Origin of the sequence: Parvibaculum sp. (assembly GCF_035325945.1) — a bacterium.
Taxonomy (GTDB): domain Bacteria; phylum Pseudomonadota; class Alphaproteobacteria; order Parvibaculales; family Parvibaculaceae; genus Parvibaculum.
Window position 1 is genome coordinate 119,485 of sequence record NZ_DAOKYX010000003.1, and the last position, 20,367, is coordinate 139,851.

At 66.1% G+C, this 20,367-nt stretch carries 22 protein-coding genes; 5 read left to right on the forward strand and 17 right to left on the reverse strand.

Going from position 1 to position 20,367, the window contains the following annotated elements; all coding sequences use genetic code 11:
- Positions 1 to 56 precede the first annotated feature (56 nt).
- Both PKA57_RS03555 and ftsE read right to left on the reverse strand, forming a co-directional pair.
- Positions 57 to 1,016, reverse strand: coding sequence for an FtsX-like permease family protein (locus tag PKA57_RS03555; protein WP_324297562.1), 960 nt, complete (start codon positions 1,014 to 1,016; stop codon positions 57 to 59).
- On the reverse strand, positions 1,009 to 1,668 hold the full coding sequence (gene ftsE, locus PKA57_RS03560; RefSeq protein WP_324297563.1) for a cell division ATP-binding protein FtsE: 660 nt from the start codon (positions 1,666 to 1,668) through the stop codon (positions 1,009 to 1,011). Before ftsE ends, PKA57_RS03555 begins: the two co-directional genes overlap by 8 nt.
- 193 nt (positions 1,669 to 1,861) lie before the next feature.
- On the opposite strand from ftsE, the gene PKA57_RS03565 reads away from it, so the two are divergent.
- From PKA57_RS03565 to PKA57_RS03575, 3 genes are read left to right on the forward strand one after another with little or no spacing between them, the layout of a single operon-like run.
- On the forward strand, positions 1,862 to 2,797 hold the full coding sequence (locus tag PKA57_RS03565; protein WP_324297565.1) for a DUF3426 domain-containing protein: 936 nt from the start codon (positions 1,862 to 1,864) through the stop codon (positions 2,795 to 2,797).
- Positions 2,798 to 2,800: 3 nt separating this feature from the next.
- Positions 2,801 to 3,346, forward strand: a complete 546-nt coding sequence (hpt, locus tag PKA57_RS03570) for a hypoxanthine phosphoribosyltransferase (RefSeq protein WP_324297567.1) — start codon at positions 2,801 to 2,803, stop codon at positions 3,344 to 3,346.
- A 3-nt stretch (positions 3,347 to 3,349) separates the two neighbouring features.
- Positions 3,350 to 3,733: a response regulator gene (locus PKA57_RS03575; protein ID WP_324297569.1), complete on the forward strand. Its 384-nt coding sequence runs from the start codon at positions 3,350 to 3,352 to the stop codon at positions 3,731 to 3,733.
- Between the two features lie 2 nt (positions 3,734 to 3,735).
- Here PKA57_RS03575 and PKA57_RS03580 read toward each other — a convergent pair whose 3' ends face one another.
- From PKA57_RS03580 to argH, 4 genes are all read right to left on the reverse strand, one after another.
- Positions 3,736 to 6,261: a TIGR02302 family protein gene (locus PKA57_RS03580; RefSeq protein WP_324297571.1), complete on the reverse strand. Its 2,526-nt coding sequence runs from the start codon at positions 6,259 to 6,261 to the stop codon at positions 3,736 to 3,738.
- A gap of 160 nt (positions 6,262 to 6,421) precedes the next feature.
- On the reverse strand, positions 6,422 to 7,711 hold the full coding sequence (gene lysA, locus PKA57_RS03585; RefSeq protein ID WP_324297573.1) for a diaminopimelate decarboxylase: 1,290 nt from the start codon (positions 7,709 to 7,711) through the stop codon (positions 6,422 to 6,424).
- Positions 7,712 to 7,722: 11 nt separating this feature from the next.
- Entirely contained in the window at positions 7,723 to 7,965 is a 243-nt protein-coding gene (locus PKA57_RS03590) for a lipoprotein (protein WP_324297575.1), read from the reverse strand.
- Between the two features lies 1 nt (position 7,966).
- Complete coding sequence (gene argH, locus PKA57_RS03595; RefSeq protein WP_324297577.1) at positions 7,967 to 9,373, reverse strand: argininosuccinate lyase; 1,407 nt, start codon at positions 9,371 to 9,373, stop codon at positions 7,967 to 7,969.
- 267 nt (positions 9,374 to 9,640) lie between these two features.
- Here argH and PKA57_RS03600 point away from each other — a divergent pair, with 267 nt between their 5' ends.
- Positions 9,641 to 10,069, forward strand: a complete 429-nt coding sequence (locus tag PKA57_RS03600) for a TlpA disulfide reductase family protein (protein WP_324297579.1) — start codon at positions 9,641 to 9,643, stop codon at positions 10,067 to 10,069.
- A gap of 18 nt (positions 10,070 to 10,087) precedes the next feature.
- Here PKA57_RS03600 and PKA57_RS03605 read toward each other — a convergent pair whose 3' ends face one another.
- From PKA57_RS03605 to PKA57_RS03645, 9 genes are all read right to left on the reverse strand, one after another.
- A complete protein-coding gene (locus PKA57_RS03605; RefSeq protein ID WP_324297581.1) occupies positions 10,088 to 10,603 on the reverse strand; it encodes a PAS domain-containing protein in 516 nt (171 codons plus the stop codon).
- 85 nt (positions 10,604 to 10,688) lie between these two features.
- Positions 10,689 to 11,228 (reverse strand): PAS domain-containing protein, encoded by a 540-nt coding sequence (locus PKA57_RS03610; protein WP_324297582.1) that lies wholly within the window; start codon positions 11,226 to 11,228, stop codon positions 10,689 to 10,691.
- Positions 11,229 to 11,340: 112 nt separating this feature from the next.
- Positions 11,341 to 12,216: a 3-hydroxybutyryl-CoA dehydrogenase gene (locus PKA57_RS03615; protein ID WP_324297583.1), complete on the reverse strand. Its 876-nt coding sequence runs from the start codon at positions 12,214 to 12,216 to the stop codon at positions 11,341 to 11,343.
- Between the two features lie 138 nt (positions 12,217 to 12,354).
- Positions 12,355 to 13,296: an FAD-binding protein gene (locus tag PKA57_RS03620; RefSeq protein ID WP_324297584.1), complete on the reverse strand. Its 942-nt coding sequence runs from the start codon at positions 13,294 to 13,296 to the stop codon at positions 12,355 to 12,357.
- Positions 13,293 to 14,042 (reverse strand): electron transfer flavoprotein subunit beta/FixA family protein, encoded by a 750-nt coding sequence (locus PKA57_RS03625; protein WP_324297585.1) that lies wholly within the window; start codon positions 14,040 to 14,042, stop codon positions 13,293 to 13,295. Before PKA57_RS03625 ends, PKA57_RS03620 begins: the two co-directional genes overlap by 4 nt.
- A gap of 300 nt (positions 14,043 to 14,342) precedes the next feature.
- Positions 14,343 to 14,936, reverse strand: a complete 594-nt coding sequence (locus PKA57_RS03630; RefSeq protein ID WP_324297587.1) for a cob(I)yrinic acid a,c-diamide adenosyltransferase — start codon at positions 14,934 to 14,936, stop codon at positions 14,343 to 14,345.
- A gap of 10 nt (positions 14,937 to 14,946) precedes the next feature.
- Positions 14,947 to 15,501, reverse strand: coding sequence for a cytochrome b (locus tag PKA57_RS03635; RefSeq protein ID WP_324297588.1), 555 nt, complete (start codon positions 15,499 to 15,501; stop codon positions 14,947 to 14,949).
- Positions 15,502 to 15,562: 61 nt separating this feature from the next.
- Positions 15,563 to 16,465 (reverse strand): haloalkane dehalogenase, encoded by a 903-nt coding sequence (locus tag PKA57_RS03640; RefSeq protein WP_324297590.1) that lies wholly within the window; start codon positions 16,463 to 16,465, stop codon positions 15,563 to 15,565.
- 168 nt (positions 16,466 to 16,633) lie between these two features.
- Entirely contained in the window at positions 16,634 to 17,167 is a 534-nt protein-coding gene (locus tag PKA57_RS03645; protein ID WP_324297592.1) for an acyloxyacyl hydrolase, read from the reverse strand.
- A 311-nt stretch (positions 17,168 to 17,478) separates the two neighbouring features.
- Between PKA57_RS03645 and PKA57_RS03650 the strand changes: the two genes are divergently transcribed.
- Positions 17,479 to 18,369, forward strand: coding sequence for a hypothetical protein (locus PKA57_RS03650; protein WP_324297594.1), 891 nt, complete (start codon positions 17,479 to 17,481; stop codon positions 18,367 to 18,369).
- Here the strand turns inward: PKA57_RS03650 and PKA57_RS03655 are convergent.
- On the reverse strand, positions 18,351 to 18,542 hold the full coding sequence (locus tag PKA57_RS03655) for a twin transmembrane helix small protein (RefSeq protein WP_324297596.1): 192 nt from the start codon (positions 18,540 to 18,542) through the stop codon (positions 18,351 to 18,353). The two genes, PKA57_RS03650 and PKA57_RS03655, sit on opposite strands and share 19 nt — an antisense overlap.
- A 68-nt stretch (positions 18,543 to 18,610) precedes the next feature.
- Entirely contained in the window at positions 18,611 to 20,308 is a 1,698-nt protein-coding gene (locus tag PKA57_RS03660) for an acyl-CoA dehydrogenase family protein (protein WP_324297598.1), read from the reverse strand.
- Between the last annotated feature and the right edge of the window lie 59 nt (positions 20,309 to 20,367).

Below are 20,367 nucleotides of genomic sequence, written 5' to 3' on the forward strand. Positions count from 1 at the left end.
GGGGACCGAAACGGGGGGTCCCGGAACGGGGGGACTGTAGCATAGAGGCGGGAGGCTTAAAGCAGGCGGTGGAGCGTTCTGATGACGGTCAATCGCGCGGTGACGAGGGCGACGAGCGCGGCGATGAGCGGCACGGCAAGGAGCGCGGGATAGAATTCCGGGCGCAGGCCAGAAGCCGGAACGAGGAAGAGGCTCGTGGCATGGCCGTATTGTCCGAGAGCGAGGAATGTCGCGACGGAAAGCGCAAGGCCGATGGCGCCGCCTCTGAGGCCGAGATGAAGGAAATGGCGCTCGATCTCCGCGGCGATGAAGCGGTCGCGCGCGCCGATGAGATTCAGAACCTCGACGACCTCGCGATTGGCGGAAAGACCGGCGCGCGTCGCGAAGGTGACGATGGCGATGGTCGTCGCTGCGACGACGGCGAGCACGGCATAGGCGAGCCATTCGACGGAATGCGCGGTGCGGATGAGTTCTGCGTGCCAGCGGCGATGCGTGTCGAGGCGGGCGCCGGGCGCCGCGGCGGCGATGCGTTCTGCGAGTGCGTCGAAATCGGGCGGCGAATTGGGGTCGATCCGCACATCGACGAGATGCGGCAGCGGCAGGTCCTCGGTCACATTGCCCTGACCGAGCCAGGGTTCGAGCAGGCCCGCCACATCGGCATTGGTGAGCGCGCGGGCGGAAAGCACGCCCTGCGTGCCCGAAAGCACATTGAGGACGGCATCGGTCTGATCGGCCTGCGACATGGCGGGCGAGGGTTTCACCTCGACGGTGAGCGCGCCCGAAAGCTCGCGCGCCCATTCGGCCGAGGTGTGGCCCACCGTGAGCGCGGTGCCGAGGGCGAGGCTTGCGAGAAAGCACATGGCGGCGACGACGAGAATGAGCGGGAGGCCCGTTGCGCCAGCCGCCGGCATGACGCTCCGCGTCTCGACGATGAGCGCCTTGAGCCTTTCGCCGAGGCCGCGCCTTTCGGCCGTTTCGTGATGGGCGCTTGGGCGCGCTGCGGCAGGATCAGCCACGGATGGCGAGCCTCCCGTTGTTGAGCACGAGTTCGGGCGCGCCCGCCGCCTCGACCAGCGCATGATCGTGGGTGGCGATCAGAACCGAAGTGCCGAGGCGATTGAGCTCGACGAAAAGGCGCAGGAGCCGCTTGCCCATTTCCGGGTCCACATTGCCGGTCGGCTCGTCCGCGAGCAGAACGTCGGGCTGGGCGACCACGGCACGGGCGATGGCGGCACGCTGCTTCTCGCCGCCCGAAAGCGTCGGCGGCTTTGCGTGCATGCGCTCGCCGAGGCCGACCCAGGAGAGAAGCTCCTTCACATCGGCGCGGTAGCTTTCCTCCGACCGGCCCTGTATGCGCAGCGGCAGCGCGACATTCTCATAGGTGGTCAGATGATCGAGCAGGCGGAATTCCTGAAAGACGACGCCGATGCGACGGCGGAGATCGGGAAGCTCCGCGCGGGGAAGCGTCGCGACGTCCCGCCCGAACATGGTGATGAGGCCGCGCGAGGGGTGCGAAGCGAGAAACATCAGTTTCAGCAGCGAGGTCTTGCCTGCTCCCGACGGGCCGGTGAGAAAGTGAAAGGAGCCGGCGGCGAGGTGAAAGCTCACATCGCGCAGGATTTCCGGCCCCATGCCATAACGCATGCCCACATTCTCGAAGCGAATCATGCGCTGAAAGGTATCATGGATGAAGGCCGCCGGAAGCTTGCGGAATGGCTGGCGATGCGCGCCGGCGCTCCGGTCTTAATCGGACTTTAACCATGATGCGGGTTTCAATAGGCTTTGGCGAAGAGGCTTCCCGCGGGATGCCTCTAAGCTCGCCACAGGTCGTTCACGGCTCAAAGTTTCGGCAAATACCCGGATGATCATTACCTGCCCGTCCTGCTCGACACGCTATCCGGTGGATGCGGCCTCCTTTGCGCCTTCGGGGCGCAAGGTGCGATGCGCCAAATGCGGCCATAGCTGGCATCAGGCGCCGCCGACCGATCTGCCCCGCAAAGGGGAAGCGGCGATCGAGGACGACATAGGCTTCGCGGATACGGCGGATGTGGCGGGTGCGGCAGGCGAGGCGGAAGCGCCCGCGGCCGATCCTCTGCCCACCCTCCCGGCTGGCGGTCCGCTCTTCAAGAGCAAGGCCGAGGTTCCGGCCTCCGCAGATGCGCCGGGCGAGGACGCATCCGGCGCCGACGCATCCAGCGCCGACGTGGCGCCGCCCTCGCAGCTCGGCAATGGCGGCAGGCTCCGCGCCTTCATTCACAACGCCGCCTCGACGCGGCGCGGCCGTGTGCTCGGCGCGATCGGCTGGGTGCTGCTCGTCGGCTTTGTCGGCAGCACCGCCTATGCGGGCTGGCACTGGCGGCAGGACATCGCCGTGCGATGGCCCGCGACGACGACGCTTTATGCGGCGGTGGACAAACCCATCAATCTGCGCGGCTTCGAGTTGCGCGGCGTCGGCTATGAGCGCCAGACCGAGAACGGCCTGCCCGTTCTCGCAATCAAGGGCGAGGTCGTGAATGTAAGCGGCGAGCGGCGCGCCGTGCCGCGCCTCAGGGTCGCGCTTTTCGATCAGCACCAGCGGGAGCTTTATCACTGGACCTTCGCGCTCGTCGAAAAGGACATCGCCCCCATGGAATCGGCGAGCTTCGTCACGCGGCTTTCGAGCCCGCCGGTCGAGGCGCGCGATCTCGAACTGCGCTTCGTGCAGAAGGGCGAGGATCGCGAAGCCGCGAAGGCCGAGGCAGAGGGAGATGCGACCTCGGGCGAGAAGATGCTCCCGTCCGAAACGGCCGGCCACTAACGCATGGCAGGGTCCGGCGCCGGCGACGCGCGCATCTCCGTCCTCTATTCGGCCGAGGCTCTTTCAGCGCGGGTGCATGAGCTTGCGCGCGAGATCGTGGCGCGCATGGGGCCACGGCCTCTCATCGTGCCGATCCTCAAGGGGAGCTTCGTCTTCGCCGCCGATCTCATGCGCGCGCTCCACGATGCCGGAGCGGCGCCCGACATGGATTTCCTCAGCCTGTCGAGTTATGGCGCCGGCCGGACGTCGCGCGGCGAGGTGACGATCCTGCGCGACACGGAGGTTCCCATCGAGGGCCGCGACGTGCTCATCATCGACGACATACTCGAATCGGGCCGCACGCTTGCCTTCGCCAGGGATCTGATGGCGGCGCGGCATGCCCGCACGATCCTCACCTGCGTGCTGCTCGACAAGCCGGGCAAGCTCGCCACCCAGTTGAAGGCCGATTTCGTGGGCTTCGAATGCCCCGATGTTTTCGTCGTCGGCTATGGCATGGATGCGGCCCATGCGTTCCGCCAGCTTCCCTTCGTCGGCTTCGTGGAGGAGTGAGCGATGGCGCGCATTCTCATCGCCGAAGACGAGCCGAGCGTCCGGGCCTTCATCACGCGGGCGCTCGAAGGGGTCGGGCACCAGGTCGAGGCGGCCGGCGATGGCAGCGAGGCGCTCGCGGCGCTCGAGCGGGCGCGGGCGGGCGGCAGGCCGCATGAGCTTCTGCTCACGGATATCCTGATGCCGGTGATGGACGGTATCTCGCTGGCGCTTGCCGCCGCGCGCGATGCGCCCGACATGCCGATCCTGCTCATGACGGGCTATTCCGACCAGCGCGAGCGCGCCCACGGGCTCGAGGCGATCATCAGCGACATTCTGCTCAAGCCGTTCACGCTCGACGAGCTTGTCGAGCGCATCGAACAGGCGCTGGTGCAATACCCGCGCTGAAATCAGAAGCGCTTCAGCAGGCGGTCGAGATAGTCGAGTTCGATCTTCGGCCGGCCAAGCTCGCCCGCGCGGCGGCGCAATTCCTCGATGATTTCCCGCGCGCGCTGAATGTCGATCTTGTCGGGCACGGCGACATCGGCGCCGAGATCGGTGCCTGAACTCGGCAGCGAGCGGCCAAGAGGGTCCATATTGTTGCCATTGCCGCGTCCGGTCGTGCCGCGGCGCCCGGCCATGCTCTGCATCAGCTGATCGGCAAGCCCCTGCGCGCCTTCGCGCAGGCCTGCTATGGCCTGTCCCTGCGCGCCCGTCGCCCGGTCGGCGCGGCCTTCGCCGAGGCGCTCGCCCGCGCTTTCCATCGACCGGCCCGCCTTGTCGAGCGATGAGGGCACCTTCGCCCCCGACTTGCCGAGGTCGCGGATGATGCCGTCGAGTTCCTGCCGCAGCGCCTCCTGCGCGCGCTTCAGCTCCTCGAGGGATTTGCCTGCGTGCTTTCCGCCCGCCTTGCCGCCCGTGCCGTTCCCGCCCGCCGTCGCGCCGCCCTGGCCGCCCTGGCCGCTCTGGCGGAAGGTTTCGTCCATGAGCTGGCGCTGCCGGTCGATGAGCTTGCCCATGCGATCGACGCCCTGCGCCATCGCCTGCTCGCTCTCGCTCATGGCCTCGTTGCCCTGCTGCGGCACGCGCATGTTTTCCATGATCGCCTGCAACTGCTCGAGCATGGCCTTGGCCTGTTCGCGCGCGCCGGTGCGGGCAAGCTCGCTGATGGCGCTCAGCATCTTCTCGAGCTGATCGCGGTCGATGGTCTGGCCGTCGCGGGGCGCGAATTGCTCCATCCGGTTCGGCATGTTGCCGCCCCGCGCGGCGAGCGAATCCATGTAGCGCTTGAAGCTTTCCTTGAGTTCGTCCAGCAGCCGCTCGATCTCGTCATTGCCGGCGCCTCTGGCGAGCGCATCGTTGAGCGCGTCGCGGGTGCGGCGCAGATCGCTCTCGGCGAGCGAGAGATCGCCATCCTCGATGTGCAGCGCGGTCGCCCAGAGGAGATCGAAAATGCCGTTGAGGTCGCTCTCATGTCCGGCGCTGGTGAGCCGCCAATAGGCCGAGCGCAGCGCGAGATAGACGGTGGTGTCGTCGATATAGCGTTCCGCATCATGCGTGAAGGCGTCGATGACGCTGGCGATGCGGGGCGTCGATGCGGGGTCGAGCGCGAGTGCGCGGCGCTGCTCGACGATGGCGGCGGCGAGCGGTTTCCTGAAGTCGCGGGCGGGCAGCGTCATGGCGACGGGCTCGCTCACACCTTCCTGTTTCGCGTCGTCCTCGGCGACGAGCGTGATGGTGACGGGCAGGCCCGCCCAGGGGTGCGGGGTGAGGTCGACATAGGTTTCGCCGCTCGCATCGCGGGGCCGGAGCGTGGGGAGCGCCAGCTTGATGACGGGCGGGGTGACATGCGGCACGGGCTTCGCGTGAGTGGCCTGTTTCGCGGCGCCGGGCCTCGGCTTCGGAGTCGAAACGGCGGGCGGTGGCGGCGGCGGCGCGCCGAGCGCGATGCGCGCCTCGGCGCTCACCACGCCATAGTCGTCATGAACCTTGTAGGCAAAGCGAAGCGAGCCGGTGGCGGTCTTCTCGATGGGCTTGGTGAGCGCGATGGTGGGCTTCTCGTCCGGGATGACGGCGATGTTCCAGCTCCGGACGACGCGGCCGCCGACGGTCAGCGCGAATTCGGTCGCGTCGGCGAGCTTCGTGTCGACGACGTAGTTGCGGTCGCCGGTATCTTCGAGAAGTTCGGGTTTGCTGCGCTCCCCGCGCTCGCCGGAGGCCGACTGGAGCGCTGGCGGATTGCGGGGACCGTGAACGCGGATGGAAAAGGCGCTGTTCACGGGCACGGTCAGCGTTTCGCCGTTCGCGGGCGTTCCGCCGGGCTCGGCGCGGCTCAGATAGATCGGCGCGCGCCCCGTATAGGCGGGCGGCGTGACCCAGGCTTCGATGGAGAGGGTCTTCGCTGCGCCGACGCCGGGCAGCAGGGCCGATGCGACGCGCCGCATCCGTCCGTCGCCGGTGCCCGCAAGCGCCACGACGAGGAGCATGGCGACGATCGCGCGCAGCGCATAGGGGTCGCGCGTGGCAAGGCCGGGCGAGGGCAGGCCGAGCCTCAGCTTCCGCAGGCGGTCCGCGACCCAGTTCTGGTGGGCGCGCCACAGCGCGGCGTCGCCGCTGCCGGGCGCGGGCAGGTCTTCATAGGCGGCAAGCGGCCGGTGGGCGAGACCGGACACGCGCTCCAGATGGCGCAGGGCCGCATCGCGGTCGGGCCAGCGCAGCCCCATGAGTCCGCGCCAGACGAGCCATGCCATGAGAAGGGCCGAGGCGCCGAGCAGCGCCCAGTGGAGCGCCATGGGCAGCCGCTGAAAGGCGCCGAAAAGGGCAAGGCTGAGGAAAATGCCGGCGAGCCCCACGGGCGGCCAGAGCGCGGGCCAGAGCGTCTCCCAGACGAGGAGGATGCGCGCGATCCCGATGCGCCGCTCGACGCGCGGCGGCAATCTGCGCGCGCCCTTCGCGGGAGCTTTGTCCTGGGGCTCTTTGCTATCGGGGCCGCTCAAATCTCGCGCCTCTCGCCGGGCCTGACACCGGAACATGATGCGGGAAGCTTGCAGACTTTCCGGGAAAAATCATGCCCCCCCGCCAATCGCGGAACCGGCCCTAGCGCTTCGGCGATGCCGCAGGCCCGATCCATTGCGGAATCATATCCTGCTTCAGGATTTCGTCATAACTTGGGCGCGCGCGCACCACGGCATAGTCGGCGCCATTGACGAGCACTTCGGGCACGAGCGGCCTCGTATTGTATTCGGACGCCTGAACGGCGCCATAGGCGCCCGCCGACATGATGGCGACGAGATCGCCCGTCATGAGACGCGGCAGGGTGCGCCCCTTGGCAAGGAAATCGCCCGTCTCGCAGACGGGGCCCACGACATCATAGGCCGTCTCTTCAACGTTGCCGGCGGGCTCCGAAACGGGCCTGATCTCGTGATAGGCGTCATAAAGGGTCGGGCGGATGAGGTCGTTCATCGCCGCATCGACGATGAGGAAGTTCCGGTCGTCGCCGCGCTTTTCGTAGATCACGCGCGAGACGAGGATGCCCGCATTGCCGACGATGAGGCGGCCCGGCTCGCAGGTGATCTCGCAGCCGAGATGGCCGACCGTGCGCCTGACCATCGCCGCATATTCATCCGGATGCGGAGGAATGTCGTTGTCGCCGCGATAGGGGATGCCGAGCCCGCCGCCGAGGTCGATGCGGCTGATGGCGTGTCCTTCCGCGCGCAGCGTCGCCACCATCTCGGCGACGCGGCGGAAGGCCGCTTCAAAGGGTTCGAGCGAGGTGAGCTGGCTGCCGATATGGACGTCGATGCCGCTCGCCTCGATGCCGGGAAGCTCGCGGGCGCGCGCATAGACGGCGGGGGCGCGCTTCCATGAAATGCCGAACTTGTTTTCCGCCTTGCCGGTCGCGATCTTCTCATGCGTCTTCGCGTCGACATCGGGGTTCACGCGGATGGCGATGGTCGCCGTGAGCCCGCGCGCGGCGGCAAGCGCCGAGAGAAGTTCCAGTTCCGGTTCCGATTCGACATTGAACTGGTCGATGCCCGCTTCGAGCGCGAAGGCGATTTCGGCCGCGGTCTTGCCGACACCGGAAAAGACGATCTTGCCGGGCGCGATCCCGGCGGCGAGTGCGCGACGAAGCTCGCCCTCCGAGACGACATCGGCGCCGACGCCCAGGCGCGCGAGCGTGGCGATGACGGCGAGGTTCGAGTTGGCCTTGATCGCGTAGCAGAGCCGCGCCGGCTGGCCCCTGAAGGCGTCCATGAAGACCTGCGCGTGGCGCGTCAGCGTCGCCGTCGAATAGCAATAGAAGGGCGTGCCGACCGCCTCGGCGATCTCGGGGATCGCGACATCCTCAGCATGCAGGATGCCGCCGCGATATTCGAAATGGTTCACTTGATTTCGTCCTAGCAGCCCGGAACCGCATTCTCCGGTATCTGGGTCGGATTGCCCGAAGGGATCATCGGCGAGCGCGTCGTGTCGACCGGGCGGCCTTCAAGGCCGCGCGGGGTCGCGCAGGCGGGCTGTTTGGCCGCCATGTCGGGGCTGACATTGGGCGGCGGCTCGAGGTCGCCCTTGCGGCCGCAGGCGCCGAGCGCGAGGAGAGCCGAGAGGCCGAGCGCCGCCGCGATCGTCATCCGCCTGTTCATGTCATTTCTCCCCTGCCTTCGCCGCTTCGCGCGCCAGTTCCCTGCGCCACCAGGAGGCTGCCTCGCGCACATTGTCGGGCGCCGTGCCGCCGAAGCTCGTGCGGCTGCGGACAGAATTGTCCACGCCCAGGACCGAATATACCTCATCGGTGATCCTTGGCTCCACCTCCTGCATCTCGGCAAGCGTGAGCCCGTCGAGATCCACGCCCTTCTGCTCGGCCCTGGCGACGAGGGAGCCCGTCACGTGATGGGCCTGGCGGAAGGGCATGCCGAGCTTCCGCACCAGCCAGTCGGCGAGGTCGGTGGCGGTGGCAAAGCCGCGCGAGGCGGCGGCGCGCATCGCGTGCTCATTGACGGTGAGCGTCTCGACCATGCCGGTCATGGCGGCGAGCGAGAGCGAGAGCGCGTCGAGCGCGTCGAAGGCCGCTTCCTTGTCCTCCTGCATGTCCTTGGAATAGGCGAGAGGCAGGCCCTTCATCACGACGAGGAGCGTCGTCAGCGCGCCCATGACGCGGCCGGTCTTCGCGCGGACAAGCTCGGCGGCGTCCGGGTTGCGCTTCTGCGGCATGATGGAGGAGCCGGTGGTGAAGCTGTCGGGCAGGCGCACGAAATCGAAGCCGGGCGTCGACCAGATGACGATTTCCTCGGCCAGCCGCGAGAGATGCGTCGCGGCGATGGCGGCGGCGGAAAGCGTTTCCAGCACGAAGTCGCGGTCGGAGACGCTGTCGAGCGAGTTTCGCGTCGGCCGGTCGAAGCCCAGTTCCTTGGCGGTGCGCGCGCGGTCGATCGGGAAGGAGGTGCCGGCAAGCGCGGCGGCCCCGAGCGGGCTCTCGTTGAGGCGCCTGCGCGCATCGGCGAAGCGGCCGCGATCGCGCGCCGCCATTTCCACATAGGCGAGGCAGTGATGACCGAAGGTCACGGGCTGCGCCGTCTGCAGATGCGTGAAGCCCGGCATGATCGTGGCGGCATGCGCCTCGGCCTTTTCGACCAGCGCCTTCTGGAGTTGCGCAAGCTGCTCGTCGAGGTGGTCGATCGTATCGCGCACATAGAGCTTGAAGTCGGTGGCCACCTGATCGTTGCGTGAGCGTGCGGTGTGGAGCCGGCCGGCCGCCGGTCCGATGAGCTCCGCCAGCCGCGATTCGACATTCATGTGGATGTCTTCCAGCGCGCGGCTGAAGGTGAACTGGCCGACCTCGATGTCCTTGCGGATTTCCTCGAGTCCCGCGACGATTTGCTCCGCGTCCGCGCTTGAGATAATTCCCTGTGCGGCCAACATGGAGCAATGCGCCTGCGAGCCCCGGATATCCTGGGCGAAGAGGCGCTTGTCGAAGTCGATGGAGGCGTTGATCTCCTCCATGATGCGGTCGGGGCCCTGGCCGAAGCGACCGCCCCACATTTTGTTGCTCATCGCAGTGTCCCCGGGTGCGCCCCGCCCCCGGCCCCGGCCTTGCGGGAGGGAGTTGTCGGAAGCCCGATGTTTGGATCCAGACCGAAGTCTATCCTGATTTTGGCGGCTGCGGCTCTTGTGGCCGTCGCGGCTCTATACTTGATCGCGCGGCCCCTAGGCAATGGCGTGGCCGTGCAGGGGCCGTCATCGGCCGGTGCCGCGGCCTCGCTCGCCCCCTATGCCACTGGCGCCATGGCCAATTTCAGAGCTGATGCCGAACCCCGGTCCGTGCCGGATCTCGAGTTTCTCGACGGGGAGCGAAAGACGGTCCGGCTTTCCGATTTTCGCGGCAGGCTGGTGCTTCTCAATCTCTGGGCGACATGGTGCACGCCCTGCCGGGAGGAGATGCCGACCCTCGACCGGCTGGAAGGCGCGCTGGGGGGTGAAAGGTTCGAGGTCGTCGCCCTCAGCGTCGACAAGGACGGCCACGATCTTGCGAGAGCCTTTCTGGACGAAATGAAGGCAAGCCACATCAGCCTCTATAACGATCCGTCCGCGCGGGCGAATTTCCAGATGAAGGGCTATGGGCTGCCGACGACGGTGCTGATCGGGCCGGATGGCCGGGAGATCGGCCGGCTGGTCGGCCCCGCCGAGTGGGACGCGCCGGAGGCCAGGGCGTTGATCGAGGCGGCGCTCAGGGTGACTTCGGTCGAATGAGGGGCGCCCTCCGGCCCGTCAGCGCCTGTCGACGACGAAGAGGCCGCCCATCAACTGACTGACAGCGGTGCCGCCCGCCGTGAGCGGGCAGGAGACGGCATGCCAGGCGAGATAGGGGCGGTCCGAACTCGTCATCGCGCCGCTGACGAAAACGGGCTTCACCTGCTGGTAGGAGCGGCGGATGACCTCCAGCCAGCGGTCCTGAACGATTTCGGGCCGCGTCGGGACTATCGCATGGGCGCCGAAATCCGAGAGGCTCTTGCCGGTGCGTTCCTCGCCAGTGAGTTCGACGAGCTTGGTGCCGAAGATGCGCATGCGGAAATCCTCGCCGCCGCGAAGGACTTCGCAGATGACGATGTTCGGCAGCAGCCGGGGAATTTCGCCGGGGACGATGTCGGCGCGATCGGGCATCGGCCGCGTGCCGCGCTTGGCGTTCCAGTAGTCTACGAGTTCGGCGACGCGGGGATGCTCCGGCGCGTCGTGATAATGAAGCGGTTCCGCCAGTTTTGGCGTGTCGCTCGGATCTCTGCCCATTTCAAGTTCAATCCGTGCATGGCCATCCCCCACCCCGGGACGGCGGTTCATTGTCGGGCACGGAAGTTAACGAATCCTGCCTTCGCTATTTCTGGCGGCCGGTATGGAGGACGCTGACCATGATGCCGAAAATCTGGCCGATTTCCGCGTTGCCGGCTGTCAGGGGCGCGAACATGCCGTGATAGGTCATGAAGGCGCGTTTGGGCGAAACGGTGGGCGATCTGAAGAAGATCGCCTCCCGGCGCTTCAGGGTCAGTTTCGAGATGGTCAGCCATCTCCTGCGAAGCTCGGTGGCGTCGGTCGGAATGCGCGGCTCCCGCCCGAATTCCGAGAGGAGCTGGCCCGTGCGCTCCTCGCGCATGAGTTCGACGAGCGCGGTGCCCCAGATCCTCACGCGGAAGTCATTGCCGCCATCGAGCACGTCGAGGACGACGAGATGCGGCAGCAGGGGCGCGATCTCGGCGGGGCGGATGTCACCGCGATCGGTGAAGGGGCGGCCTTGCCGCTTCTGTTCGAGATAGGCGTGGAGCCGCGCCACTGTCGGGTGGCTGGGCGCATCGAGAAGTTCGGGGCCGCGGCCTGACCGGAAATCCTCTTTCACGTCCTCCAGCTCGTCGATGCTCATCCAAACTCCCCCAACAAACACGCCTCTTTCCGGGGGCGGTCGGGAGAACCATGACACGATGAGGGTTAAGGAAGTTTGGTTTTCCTCGCGGCGGTGGTTTCGCCGGACCGGATCAGCGGGTCGGCACCGGCTTGTCGCCGCGATAGTCGTAGAAGCCGCGCCGCGTCTTGCGGCCGAGCCAGCCCGCCTCGACATATTTCACGAGGAGCGGGCAGGGGCGGTATTTCGAATCCGAAAGACCGTCATGCAGCACCTGCATGATGGAGAGGCAGGTATCGAGGCCGATGAAGTCGGCGAGCTGCAGGGGGCCCATGGGATGGTTGGCGCCGAGGCGCATGGCCTTGTCGATGCTTTCGACGGAGCCGACGCCTTCATAGAGCGTGTAGACCGCTTCGTTGATCATCGGCAGCAGGATGCGATTGACGATGAAGGCCGGAAAATCCTCCGCATTCGCCGTCTGCTTGCCGAGGCGGACGGCAAGCTCGCGCACGGATTCGAAGGTTGCGTCGTCCGTGGCGATGCCGCGCACCAGTTCGACGAGTTCCATCACCGGCACGGGGTTCATGAAATGCATGCCGATGAAGCGCTCGGGCCGGTCGGTCGAGGCGGCGAGCCTCGTGATCGAGATCGACGAGGTGTTGGTGGCGATGATCGCATCCTCGCGCAGATGCGGACAGAGATCGGCGAAGATCTTGCGTTTCACCGTTTCGTTCTCGGTCGCGGATTCGACGACGAGATCGGCGGTTTCGAAATCCTCGTAGCTCAGGGCGGGGGAGATGCGGTCGAGCGCCGCGTCGCGGTCGGCAACGGAGATGCGGCCCGAGGCGACCTGGCGCGTCATGTTGCCGTTGATCGTCGCAAGACCCGCCTCGATGCGCTCCCTCGAAGTGTCGTTCAAGAGCACCTCGCAGCCCGCCAGCGCGCAGACATGCGCGATGCCATTGCCCATCTGTCCTGCGCCGATAACACCGACCTTGCGAATATTCATACTATCCACCCAAAGCTGGCGCGGGATTTCCTCCGCGCCCAAACATCATAGCCGATCGTCTGCGTTACACAAAAACGGCGCCGCAGGGAATGCCCCGCGGCGCCGTCCGCCATTTCATGGCTTGTCGATCCTCCGCACTCAGAGGCCGATCTTCGACAGCTCCTGCTCGAGCGCGGGAACGGCCTGGAAGAGGTCCGCCACGAGGCCGTAATCCGCCACCTGGAAGATCGGGGCTTCCTCGTCCTTGTTGATGGCGACGATGACCTTGGAGTCCTTCATGCCCGCGAGATGCTGGATCGCGCCGGAAATGCCGACGGCGATATAGAGATCCGGGGCGACGACCTTGCCGGTCTGGCCGACCTGATAGTCGTTCGGAACGAAGCCCGCATCGACCGCCGCGCGCGAGGCGCCGACCGCAGCGCCGAGCTTGTCGGCGATCTTTTCCAGCATCTGGAAGTTCTCGCCCGACTGCATGCCGCGGCCGCCGGAGATGATGATCTTCGCGGAGGTGAGTTCGGGGCGATCCGACTTCGTCAAGTTCTCGCTCACCCACTCCGAGAGGCCCGGGTTGGCGGCGGCGGCGATCTTCTCGATCGCGGCCGAGCCGGTCTGGGCCGCGGCGGGGAAGGCCGTCGTGCGGACGGTGATGACCTTCTTCGCGTCACCGGACTTCACGGTCTCGATCGCGTTGCCGGCATAGATCGGGCGCTTGAACGTATCGGGCGCGTCGACCTCGATGATCTCGGAAATCTGCGCCACGTCGAGAAGCGCGGCGACGCGGGGCATGAAGTTCTTGCCCGAGGTCGTCGCGGGCGAAACGATCGCGTCATAGGCGCCGGCGATGCTCACGACGAGGGCCGCGAGCGGTTCGGCGTTGAAATGCGCATATTGCGCGTCGTCGGCGACGAGAACCTTCTTCACGCCATCGAGCTTCGCGGCGCTGGCTGCAACCGCGTCAACGCCCTGACCGGCGACGAGGACGTGGATTTCGCCGCCCAGCTTCGCGGCAGCGGAGACGGTCTTCGCGGTCGCGTCGTTGAGGCTCTGATTGTTGTGTTCAGCAATAACCAGCGTTGTCATCCGATCACTCCCGCTTCCTTGAGCTTCGATACGAGCTGCTCGACAGATTCAACCTTGATGCCGGCCTGACGCTGCGGCGGCTCGGTCACCTTCAGGACCTGGAGGCGCGACTTCACCTCGACGCCGAAATCGGCCGGGGTCTTCTCGTCGATCGGCTTCTTCTTCGCCTTCATGATGTTGGGGAGCGAGGCGTAGCGCGGCTCGTTGAGGCGAAGGTCGGTGGTGATGATCGCCGGCATGCTGAGCTTCAGCGTCTGCAGGCCGCCGTCGATTTCGCGCGTGAGCAGGAGCTTGTCGCCCTCGAATTCGACCTTCGAGGCGAAGGTGCCCTGCGACCAGCCGAGAAGAGCCGAGAGCATCTGGCCCGTCTGGTTGCAGTCGTCGTCGATCGCCTGCTTGCCGAGAATGACGAGGTCGGGCTTTTCCGCTTCGACGATCGCCTTGAGGATCTTCGCGACGTTGATCGGCTCGACCGTCTCGTCCGTCTTCACGAGGATGCCGCGATCGGCGCCCATCGCAAGCGCCGTGCGGATCGTCTCGGTCGCCTGCGCGACGCCGATCGACACCGCGACGACTTCGGTCGCCTTGCCCGCTTCCTTCAGACGCACCGCCTCTTCGATGGCGATTTCGTCAAAGGGGTTCATGGACATCTTCACATTGGCGAGATCGACGCCCGTCTGATCCGATTTCACGCGGATCTTGACGTTGTAATCGACCACGCGCTTTACGGGCACGAGGACTTTCATCGAGATAAACTCCCTGCGCGTCGCCCTGGCTGTTACGAAACGGTTTCGTCCGCCCCGGCGACCGATCGTGATGTTGCTCTTGGCCGCGGCCCTCAAACCGCCCCCACGGCGCGAAAAGGCACCCTTGAAGTGGCGACCCTGATGGGAACGAGAACCGGCAGCGCGAAGACTTGGCCGTTGTTGCAGCGCGGCAACCTAGAGCCGCTACAAGCCCCTGTCAACGGAATGGGGAGCGCGATGCCCGATCGCTGGCGATGTTCCGAAATATCATTCGTTACAGCGACTTACTGACGCGGGCGCTCAGCGGTTCGCCCCCGGTGTCCAGAGCACGTCGCCGGGGCCCCGGCCGTCGGGCGCCCAGTTGACGTATCGGGCCGCGACGAAAAGGAAATCGGAGAGCCGGTTCACATATTTGAGCGCGGGCTCGCTGACGAGGCCGGGCTCGGCCGTCTCGAGCGCGACCATGAGCCTTTCGGCCCGGCGGCAGATGGCGCGGGCGAGGTGAAGGTGCGCGGCGGCGGCCGTTCCCCCCGGCAGGACGAAGGAGCGCAGCGGCGCGAGATTGGCGTTGAGCGTGTCGATCTCGTGTTCGAGGCGCGTCACCTGCGCCTCTACGATCCGCAAGGGCTCGTAGCCGAGCTCTTCCTTCGTCTTGCCCGGCGTCGCGAGATCGGCGCCGAGGTCGAAGAGATCGTTCTGGATGCGGGACAGCATCGCGTCGAGCCTTGCATCGTCGGCGGTGGCGAGCCGGGCGATGCCGATCGCCGCATTGGTCTCGTCGACCGTACCGTAGCTTTCGATCCTGAGCGTGTGTTTGGGCACGCGCTCGCCCGTCGCGAGGGAGGTGGTGCCCTTGTCGCCCGTCCGCGTGTAGATCCTGTTGAGTGTGACCATTCCCTGACGCTCAGATCTTTGCGAAGGGCAGCATGCGCTTCAGCACGTCGTCGCGCCGCATGAAATGATGATAGAGCGCGGCGGCGACATGAAGCGCGATGAGCGCGGCGATCACCCAGGCGTTGATCCCGTGCAGCGTCTCGCCGATGCCGTGGATGGTTTCGTTGGGCGCGATCTGAAGGCCGAGCACGCCGAACGCCTTCAGGTTGAATTTCGACGTGGTGGTGATCGCCAGCCCCAGCAGCGGCTGAAGGATGACGAAGAAATAGAGCCCGTGATGGGTCGCCTTGGAAGCGATGACCTGCCAGCGCGGCATGCCCGCGGGCAGGGCGGGCGCCGGGTGGCCGAGCCGCCAGAAAAGCCGCGAGACCATGAGAACGAGCACGGTGAGGCCGAGGCCCGCATGGGTCTGCATGACGCCGAGGCGCTGCTCCCTTGGCAAATCCTCAGCGGTCCAGCCGGCATAGAGCAGGAGGCCGATCAGAATGACGATCACCCAATGCAACAGCTTGGCGATGGCCGAATAGGTCTGGCTGGAATTCGCGGCGCTGGCGGTGTCGGTCATGGTTTTTCTCCGGACTTTTCGTTGTTCCTTCACGCGGATGCGATCGGCCCGCGCGTGAAGTCTAGTCCGCGGCCCGGGCCGTGCGCCACCTCTTCCGCCATGTGGCGATGGCCTCGCCGATCTCGTGGGGACTGTCTTCCTGGATGAAGTGAATGCCCTTCACCGTCACTTCGGTCTGGTTCTTCCAGCTCCGGCAGAAATCGCGCTGGGGGCCGATGAGGATCGATCCCGGATCGGCATTGATGAAGAGCTTGGGCAGGTCGTTGGCGGTCATGTAGTCGGCATAGGACTGCACGATGGCGGCCACTATCTCTGGTTCGCCGTCGAGAGGGATCTGGCGCGGCCAGCTCAGCGTCGGCCGCCTGTCCTCGCCCGGCTCGAGGAAGGGGCGGCGATAGACCTCCATTTCCTCATCGGCGAGCTTGCGGATGACCGATCCCGGCAGGACGCGCTCGACGAAGAGGTTTCGCTCGAGGATCATTTCCTCACCCTGTTCCGAGCGGAAGCCTTCGAAGATGCGGCGCGCGGCCTCGTTCCATTCGCTCCATGCGAGCGGACGCACGATCGCTTCCATATAGGCGATGCCTTCCACCGCGTCGCGGTGGCGGTTCGCCCAGTCGAAGCCGAGCGCCGAGCCCCAGTCGTGAACGACGAGGGTGACGCGCTCGCGCACATTTACAGCCTCGAGAAAGGCGTCGAGAAAGCGGCGATGCTCCTGAAAGGTGTAGCGTTCGGGCCCGGAAGGCTCGAGCTTGTCGCTGTCCCCCATGCCGATGAGATCCGGCGCGATGCAGCGGCCCTGATCCTTCAGATGCGGCATCACATTGCGCCAGAGATAGGACGATGTCGGATTGCCGTGCAGGAAGACGATGGGATCGCCTTCGCCAATCTCGACATAGGCCATCTGACGGCCGGCGATGTTGACCGTCTGCTTGGGAAGTTCGGCGGGCGAAATCGCTGTCATATCGGCCTCGTTTCGTTCCGGGGGGAGGCAGCATAGCCGCCTGTGGGGGCCGATGGCAAAATTAGGACCGAGTCATGTCGCCGCATGGCGCCGGGAAGTTGGCGCATTCCCACGAAAAAGGGCGCCTGGAAAGGCGCCCTTCGATTTGCGTCTTGCTTCCTTGCGAAGTCAGAACTTGAAGCCGTAGCGCACGCCGATGCCGGTGAGGCCGGGATTGGGCGAGCAGAGGCTCGCATTCGACATATGGTCGATGGTGAGCATGAGGCTCGACTGGTCGTCGAGGCGATAGCCGAGCGAGGCGTTCTCATGGAACATGAAGCGGCAGCCATAATTGATGCGGCTGCGGCCATTGGTCGGGCCGGACGTTTCGCCATTGTGGATGGCGCCGCCGAACGAGCCCTCGACGAAGAGCGCGGGCGTCACGTCGAACGTCCAGGCGAGGCCCGCATAGGCGATGCTCGTGCCGCCGCCCGTATTGATATTGGCGCCAATGGCGGGACGCGGAGCGAAGGCCCAGGACAGCCAGTCCGGCGACTTGAAGAGAACCTCGCCGTTGATGTCGGGCCTGCTCGTCTCATGCCTCGTGGCGAAGAGGCTCGAATTGTGATCGTAAAGACCGACCCGGACCTCATCGACGAGATTGTCGGCCGCCAGTGCGGGCACGCCCGCGGTCGCCAGGACCCCCGCCGCCGCGGCGGCCATCAAAAGTCTGCTTTTCGGCACTATGTTCCCCTTCTGCCGCCGCTCGTCCTGCGGCTGCCTCTATCGGTTGCTCGCCGTGGAAAATAACTCATTCCGTGGCTGATTCTGCGCCCTTCCGGAAGATTCTTGCAAGGCTGTTGCCGATTTGCCTCTGGTCCCCTTCCGCGCGCGGATGGCCCCGTGGGCCCTGTCCCGCCCGAGGCCTGCCTGCCTCCGGCCGGGGGCGCGCCCGTGACGGGGGTTCATGTTTGAGTTGTGGCACAAATCGTGTCACTTTCCGTGACCGTCCGAAAACCTTCCGGATCGCAACCATGTCCGCCGTCCAGACCGCTCTCGTCATCCTCGCCCTGATCGGGCTCGGCATCTTTCTTCTGCGACAAATCGGTGGAAGGGAGCCCGTCTACCACGTCAGCGCCCGCGCGCCCGCCTTCTTTGTCGCCCTCAAATATCGAGGTCCGCAGCAGGCGGCGGAAAAGCCGGTTGCGGGAGCGGAGATCCGCTGGAGCGCGGATGCCGATTTCACTCTCATCGGCGGGGGCGAGCCTTATTGGGACCGTTTCCTGATCGTCGCTGGCGGCGCGAGCGATGCCATCCCCTTGCGTCTTTCCGGCGAGGTCGAGGATGCCTATGTGGCACGGCTCGCGCTCGGCGAGCCGCCGCGGCTCGTGCTGGGCGTCATCCGTCTCCTCGTCGCGACGCGGATCTGGCGCATGCCGGAGGGCGAGGTTTCCGCCGATCTCGGGCATACGGGCTTTCGCAGCGATGCGATGCCCGATCCGGAGGCCATCGGCCGGCTGCTGGCGCAGCCCGTCACCTACAAGCCCTCGATGGTGAACTTCCTCAAATATTACCCGGCCGCCCGCTATGCCGGGACGGATGCCGGCCGCACGTCTTCCTCGGGCCGCGCGGCCTATAATCGCTATGGCATCGTCGCGATGCAGACGGTCTACAGGACCGGCGGCCATCTCGTCTTTTACGGCAGGGTTGAGGCGGTGCTGCGCGAGGCGAAGGGCGGGCCGACGCTGGGCGCCTGGGACGATATCGCCGTCATGCAATATAGCGAGCCGAAGGCGATCCTCTCCATGGAGCGGGTCGAGCGCTATGTGAAGGCGCTCGATCATCGCGATGCCGCGCTGGAACGCACGGTCGTGATCGCCTCAACGGCGCGCGAGGAGAGCGTTCGTCAGCGTGCGGCGAAATAGAGCGCGGTCATCAGGAAGATGATGGCGACGAATTGCAGCCCGACGCGCCAGCGCATCAGCATCTGCGAGCGCGAGCCCGGTCCGCCGCGCATCATGTTCAGGAGCCCCAGCACCAGAACCGCGACGACGGCGGCCATGGCGACGGGCCCCAGATAGCGGAAAAATTCTTCCATCGCGTCTTCCTTTGTATTTGGGGGCTTTGTCTTTCCCGGGCTTCGTTGCCTTCGCCGCCCTCACACCATCAATTGCCGCCTTCGAGAAGGCGGCGGGCAATCACCTGCGCCTGAATTTCCGCCGCGCCCTCGAAGATGTTGAGGATGCGCGCATCGCACAGCACGCGGCTCACCGGATATTCGAGCGCGAAGCCGTTGCCGCCATGGATCTGCAGCGCATTGTCCGCCGCCGCCCAGGCGACGCGCGCGCCGAGGAGCTTGGCCATTCCCGCTTCGAGGTCGCAGCGCCGTCCGCCATCCTTCTCGCGCGCGGCGTGATAGGTGAGCTGACGGGCGACGAGGATTTCGACCGCCATCATCACGAGCTTTCCGGAAACGCGCGGGAAGTCGAAGATGGGTTTGCCGAACTGGATGCGCTCCTGCGCGTATTTGAGGCCGAGTTCGAGCGCCGCCTGCGCGACGCCGATGGCGCGCGCCGCCGTCTGGATGCGCGCGCTCTCGAAGGTCTGCATGAGCTGCTTGAAGCCCTGGCCTTCCTCGCCGCCGAGCAGGTTTTCGGCCTTTACCTCGAAATCGTCGAAGCCGATCTCGAATTCCTTCATGCCGCGATAGCCGAGAACGGGGATCTCGCCGCCTGTCATGCCCTTGGCGGGGAAGGGGTTGGCGTCGTCGCCGCGCGGCTTCTCGGCCAGCATCATCGACAGGCCCTTGTAGCCCGGCTCGTCATTGGTGCGGCAGAGAAGCGTCATCACATCGGCGCGCGCCGCATGGGTGATCCAGGTCTTGTTGCCGGTGATCCTGTAGACGTCGCCGTCGCGCCGCCCCCGCGTTCTCAGGCTTGCAAGGTCGGAGCCCGTATTGGGCTCGGTGAAGACGGCGGTCGGCAGGATCTCGCCGCTCGCGATCCTGGGCAGCCATTTCGTCTTCTGCTCCGGCGTACCGCCGCCGAGGATGAGTTCGGCCGCGATCTCCGAGCGCGTGCCGAGCGAGCCGACGCCGATATAGCCGCGCGACAATTCCTCGGAGACGACGCACATCGATTCCTTGCCAAGGCCGAGGCCGCCGAATTCCTCCGGGATCGTCAGACCGAAGACACCGAGCGAGGCCATCTGTCCGATCACCGAGAGGGGGATGTATTCGTCCTTGAGATGCCATTCATGGGCATAAGGCACGACCTCGGTGTCGGCGAAGCGGCGCATCTGGTCGCGGATCTGCTCGTAAGTCTCTTCAAGGCCCGGATCGCCGAAGGTCGCGGCGCCCGCCTTTTCGGCCATGAGTTCGGCCAGCCGGGCGCGCGTCTCGCGCGAATTCCCCTCGACGATCAGCCTGCGCACGGCCGGGGTGTGGAAGGCCGCGTGATCCGCATCCGATATGCCGAGATCGTGCGGGCGGACGATTTCGCCCTGGCTCATCGGGATGCCGCCCGAAAGCTGGCTCAGATATTCGCCGAAGGCGATGGCGACCATCAGCCTTTCGGTTTCGCCGAGGCGGCCTTCCTCCGTCATGCGGGCGGCATAGGCGGCAAGCTGGCGCAGCGCCTCGACATAGGTCGCCATCCAGGCGAGCCCATGGGCGGCGAACTGTTCGCGCTCGATGAGAGCGGCCGAGATCCTGCCGTCCTTGCTCACCTTCCGCGTCACGGCGCTCCGCGCATGGGCAAGAAGCGTTCCGGCCGCGCCAACGGCGCTTTCGGTCAGCGGCAGAAGATTGCCGGGAGCGAGGATTTCGCCCGCGGTCGCGGCGGTGGAATTCTGGGCATGGCTCATCGGCGGCACTCACGACTTCTCAAACGAGGGGACACGGGGCTCGGGAATTCATACGGGAG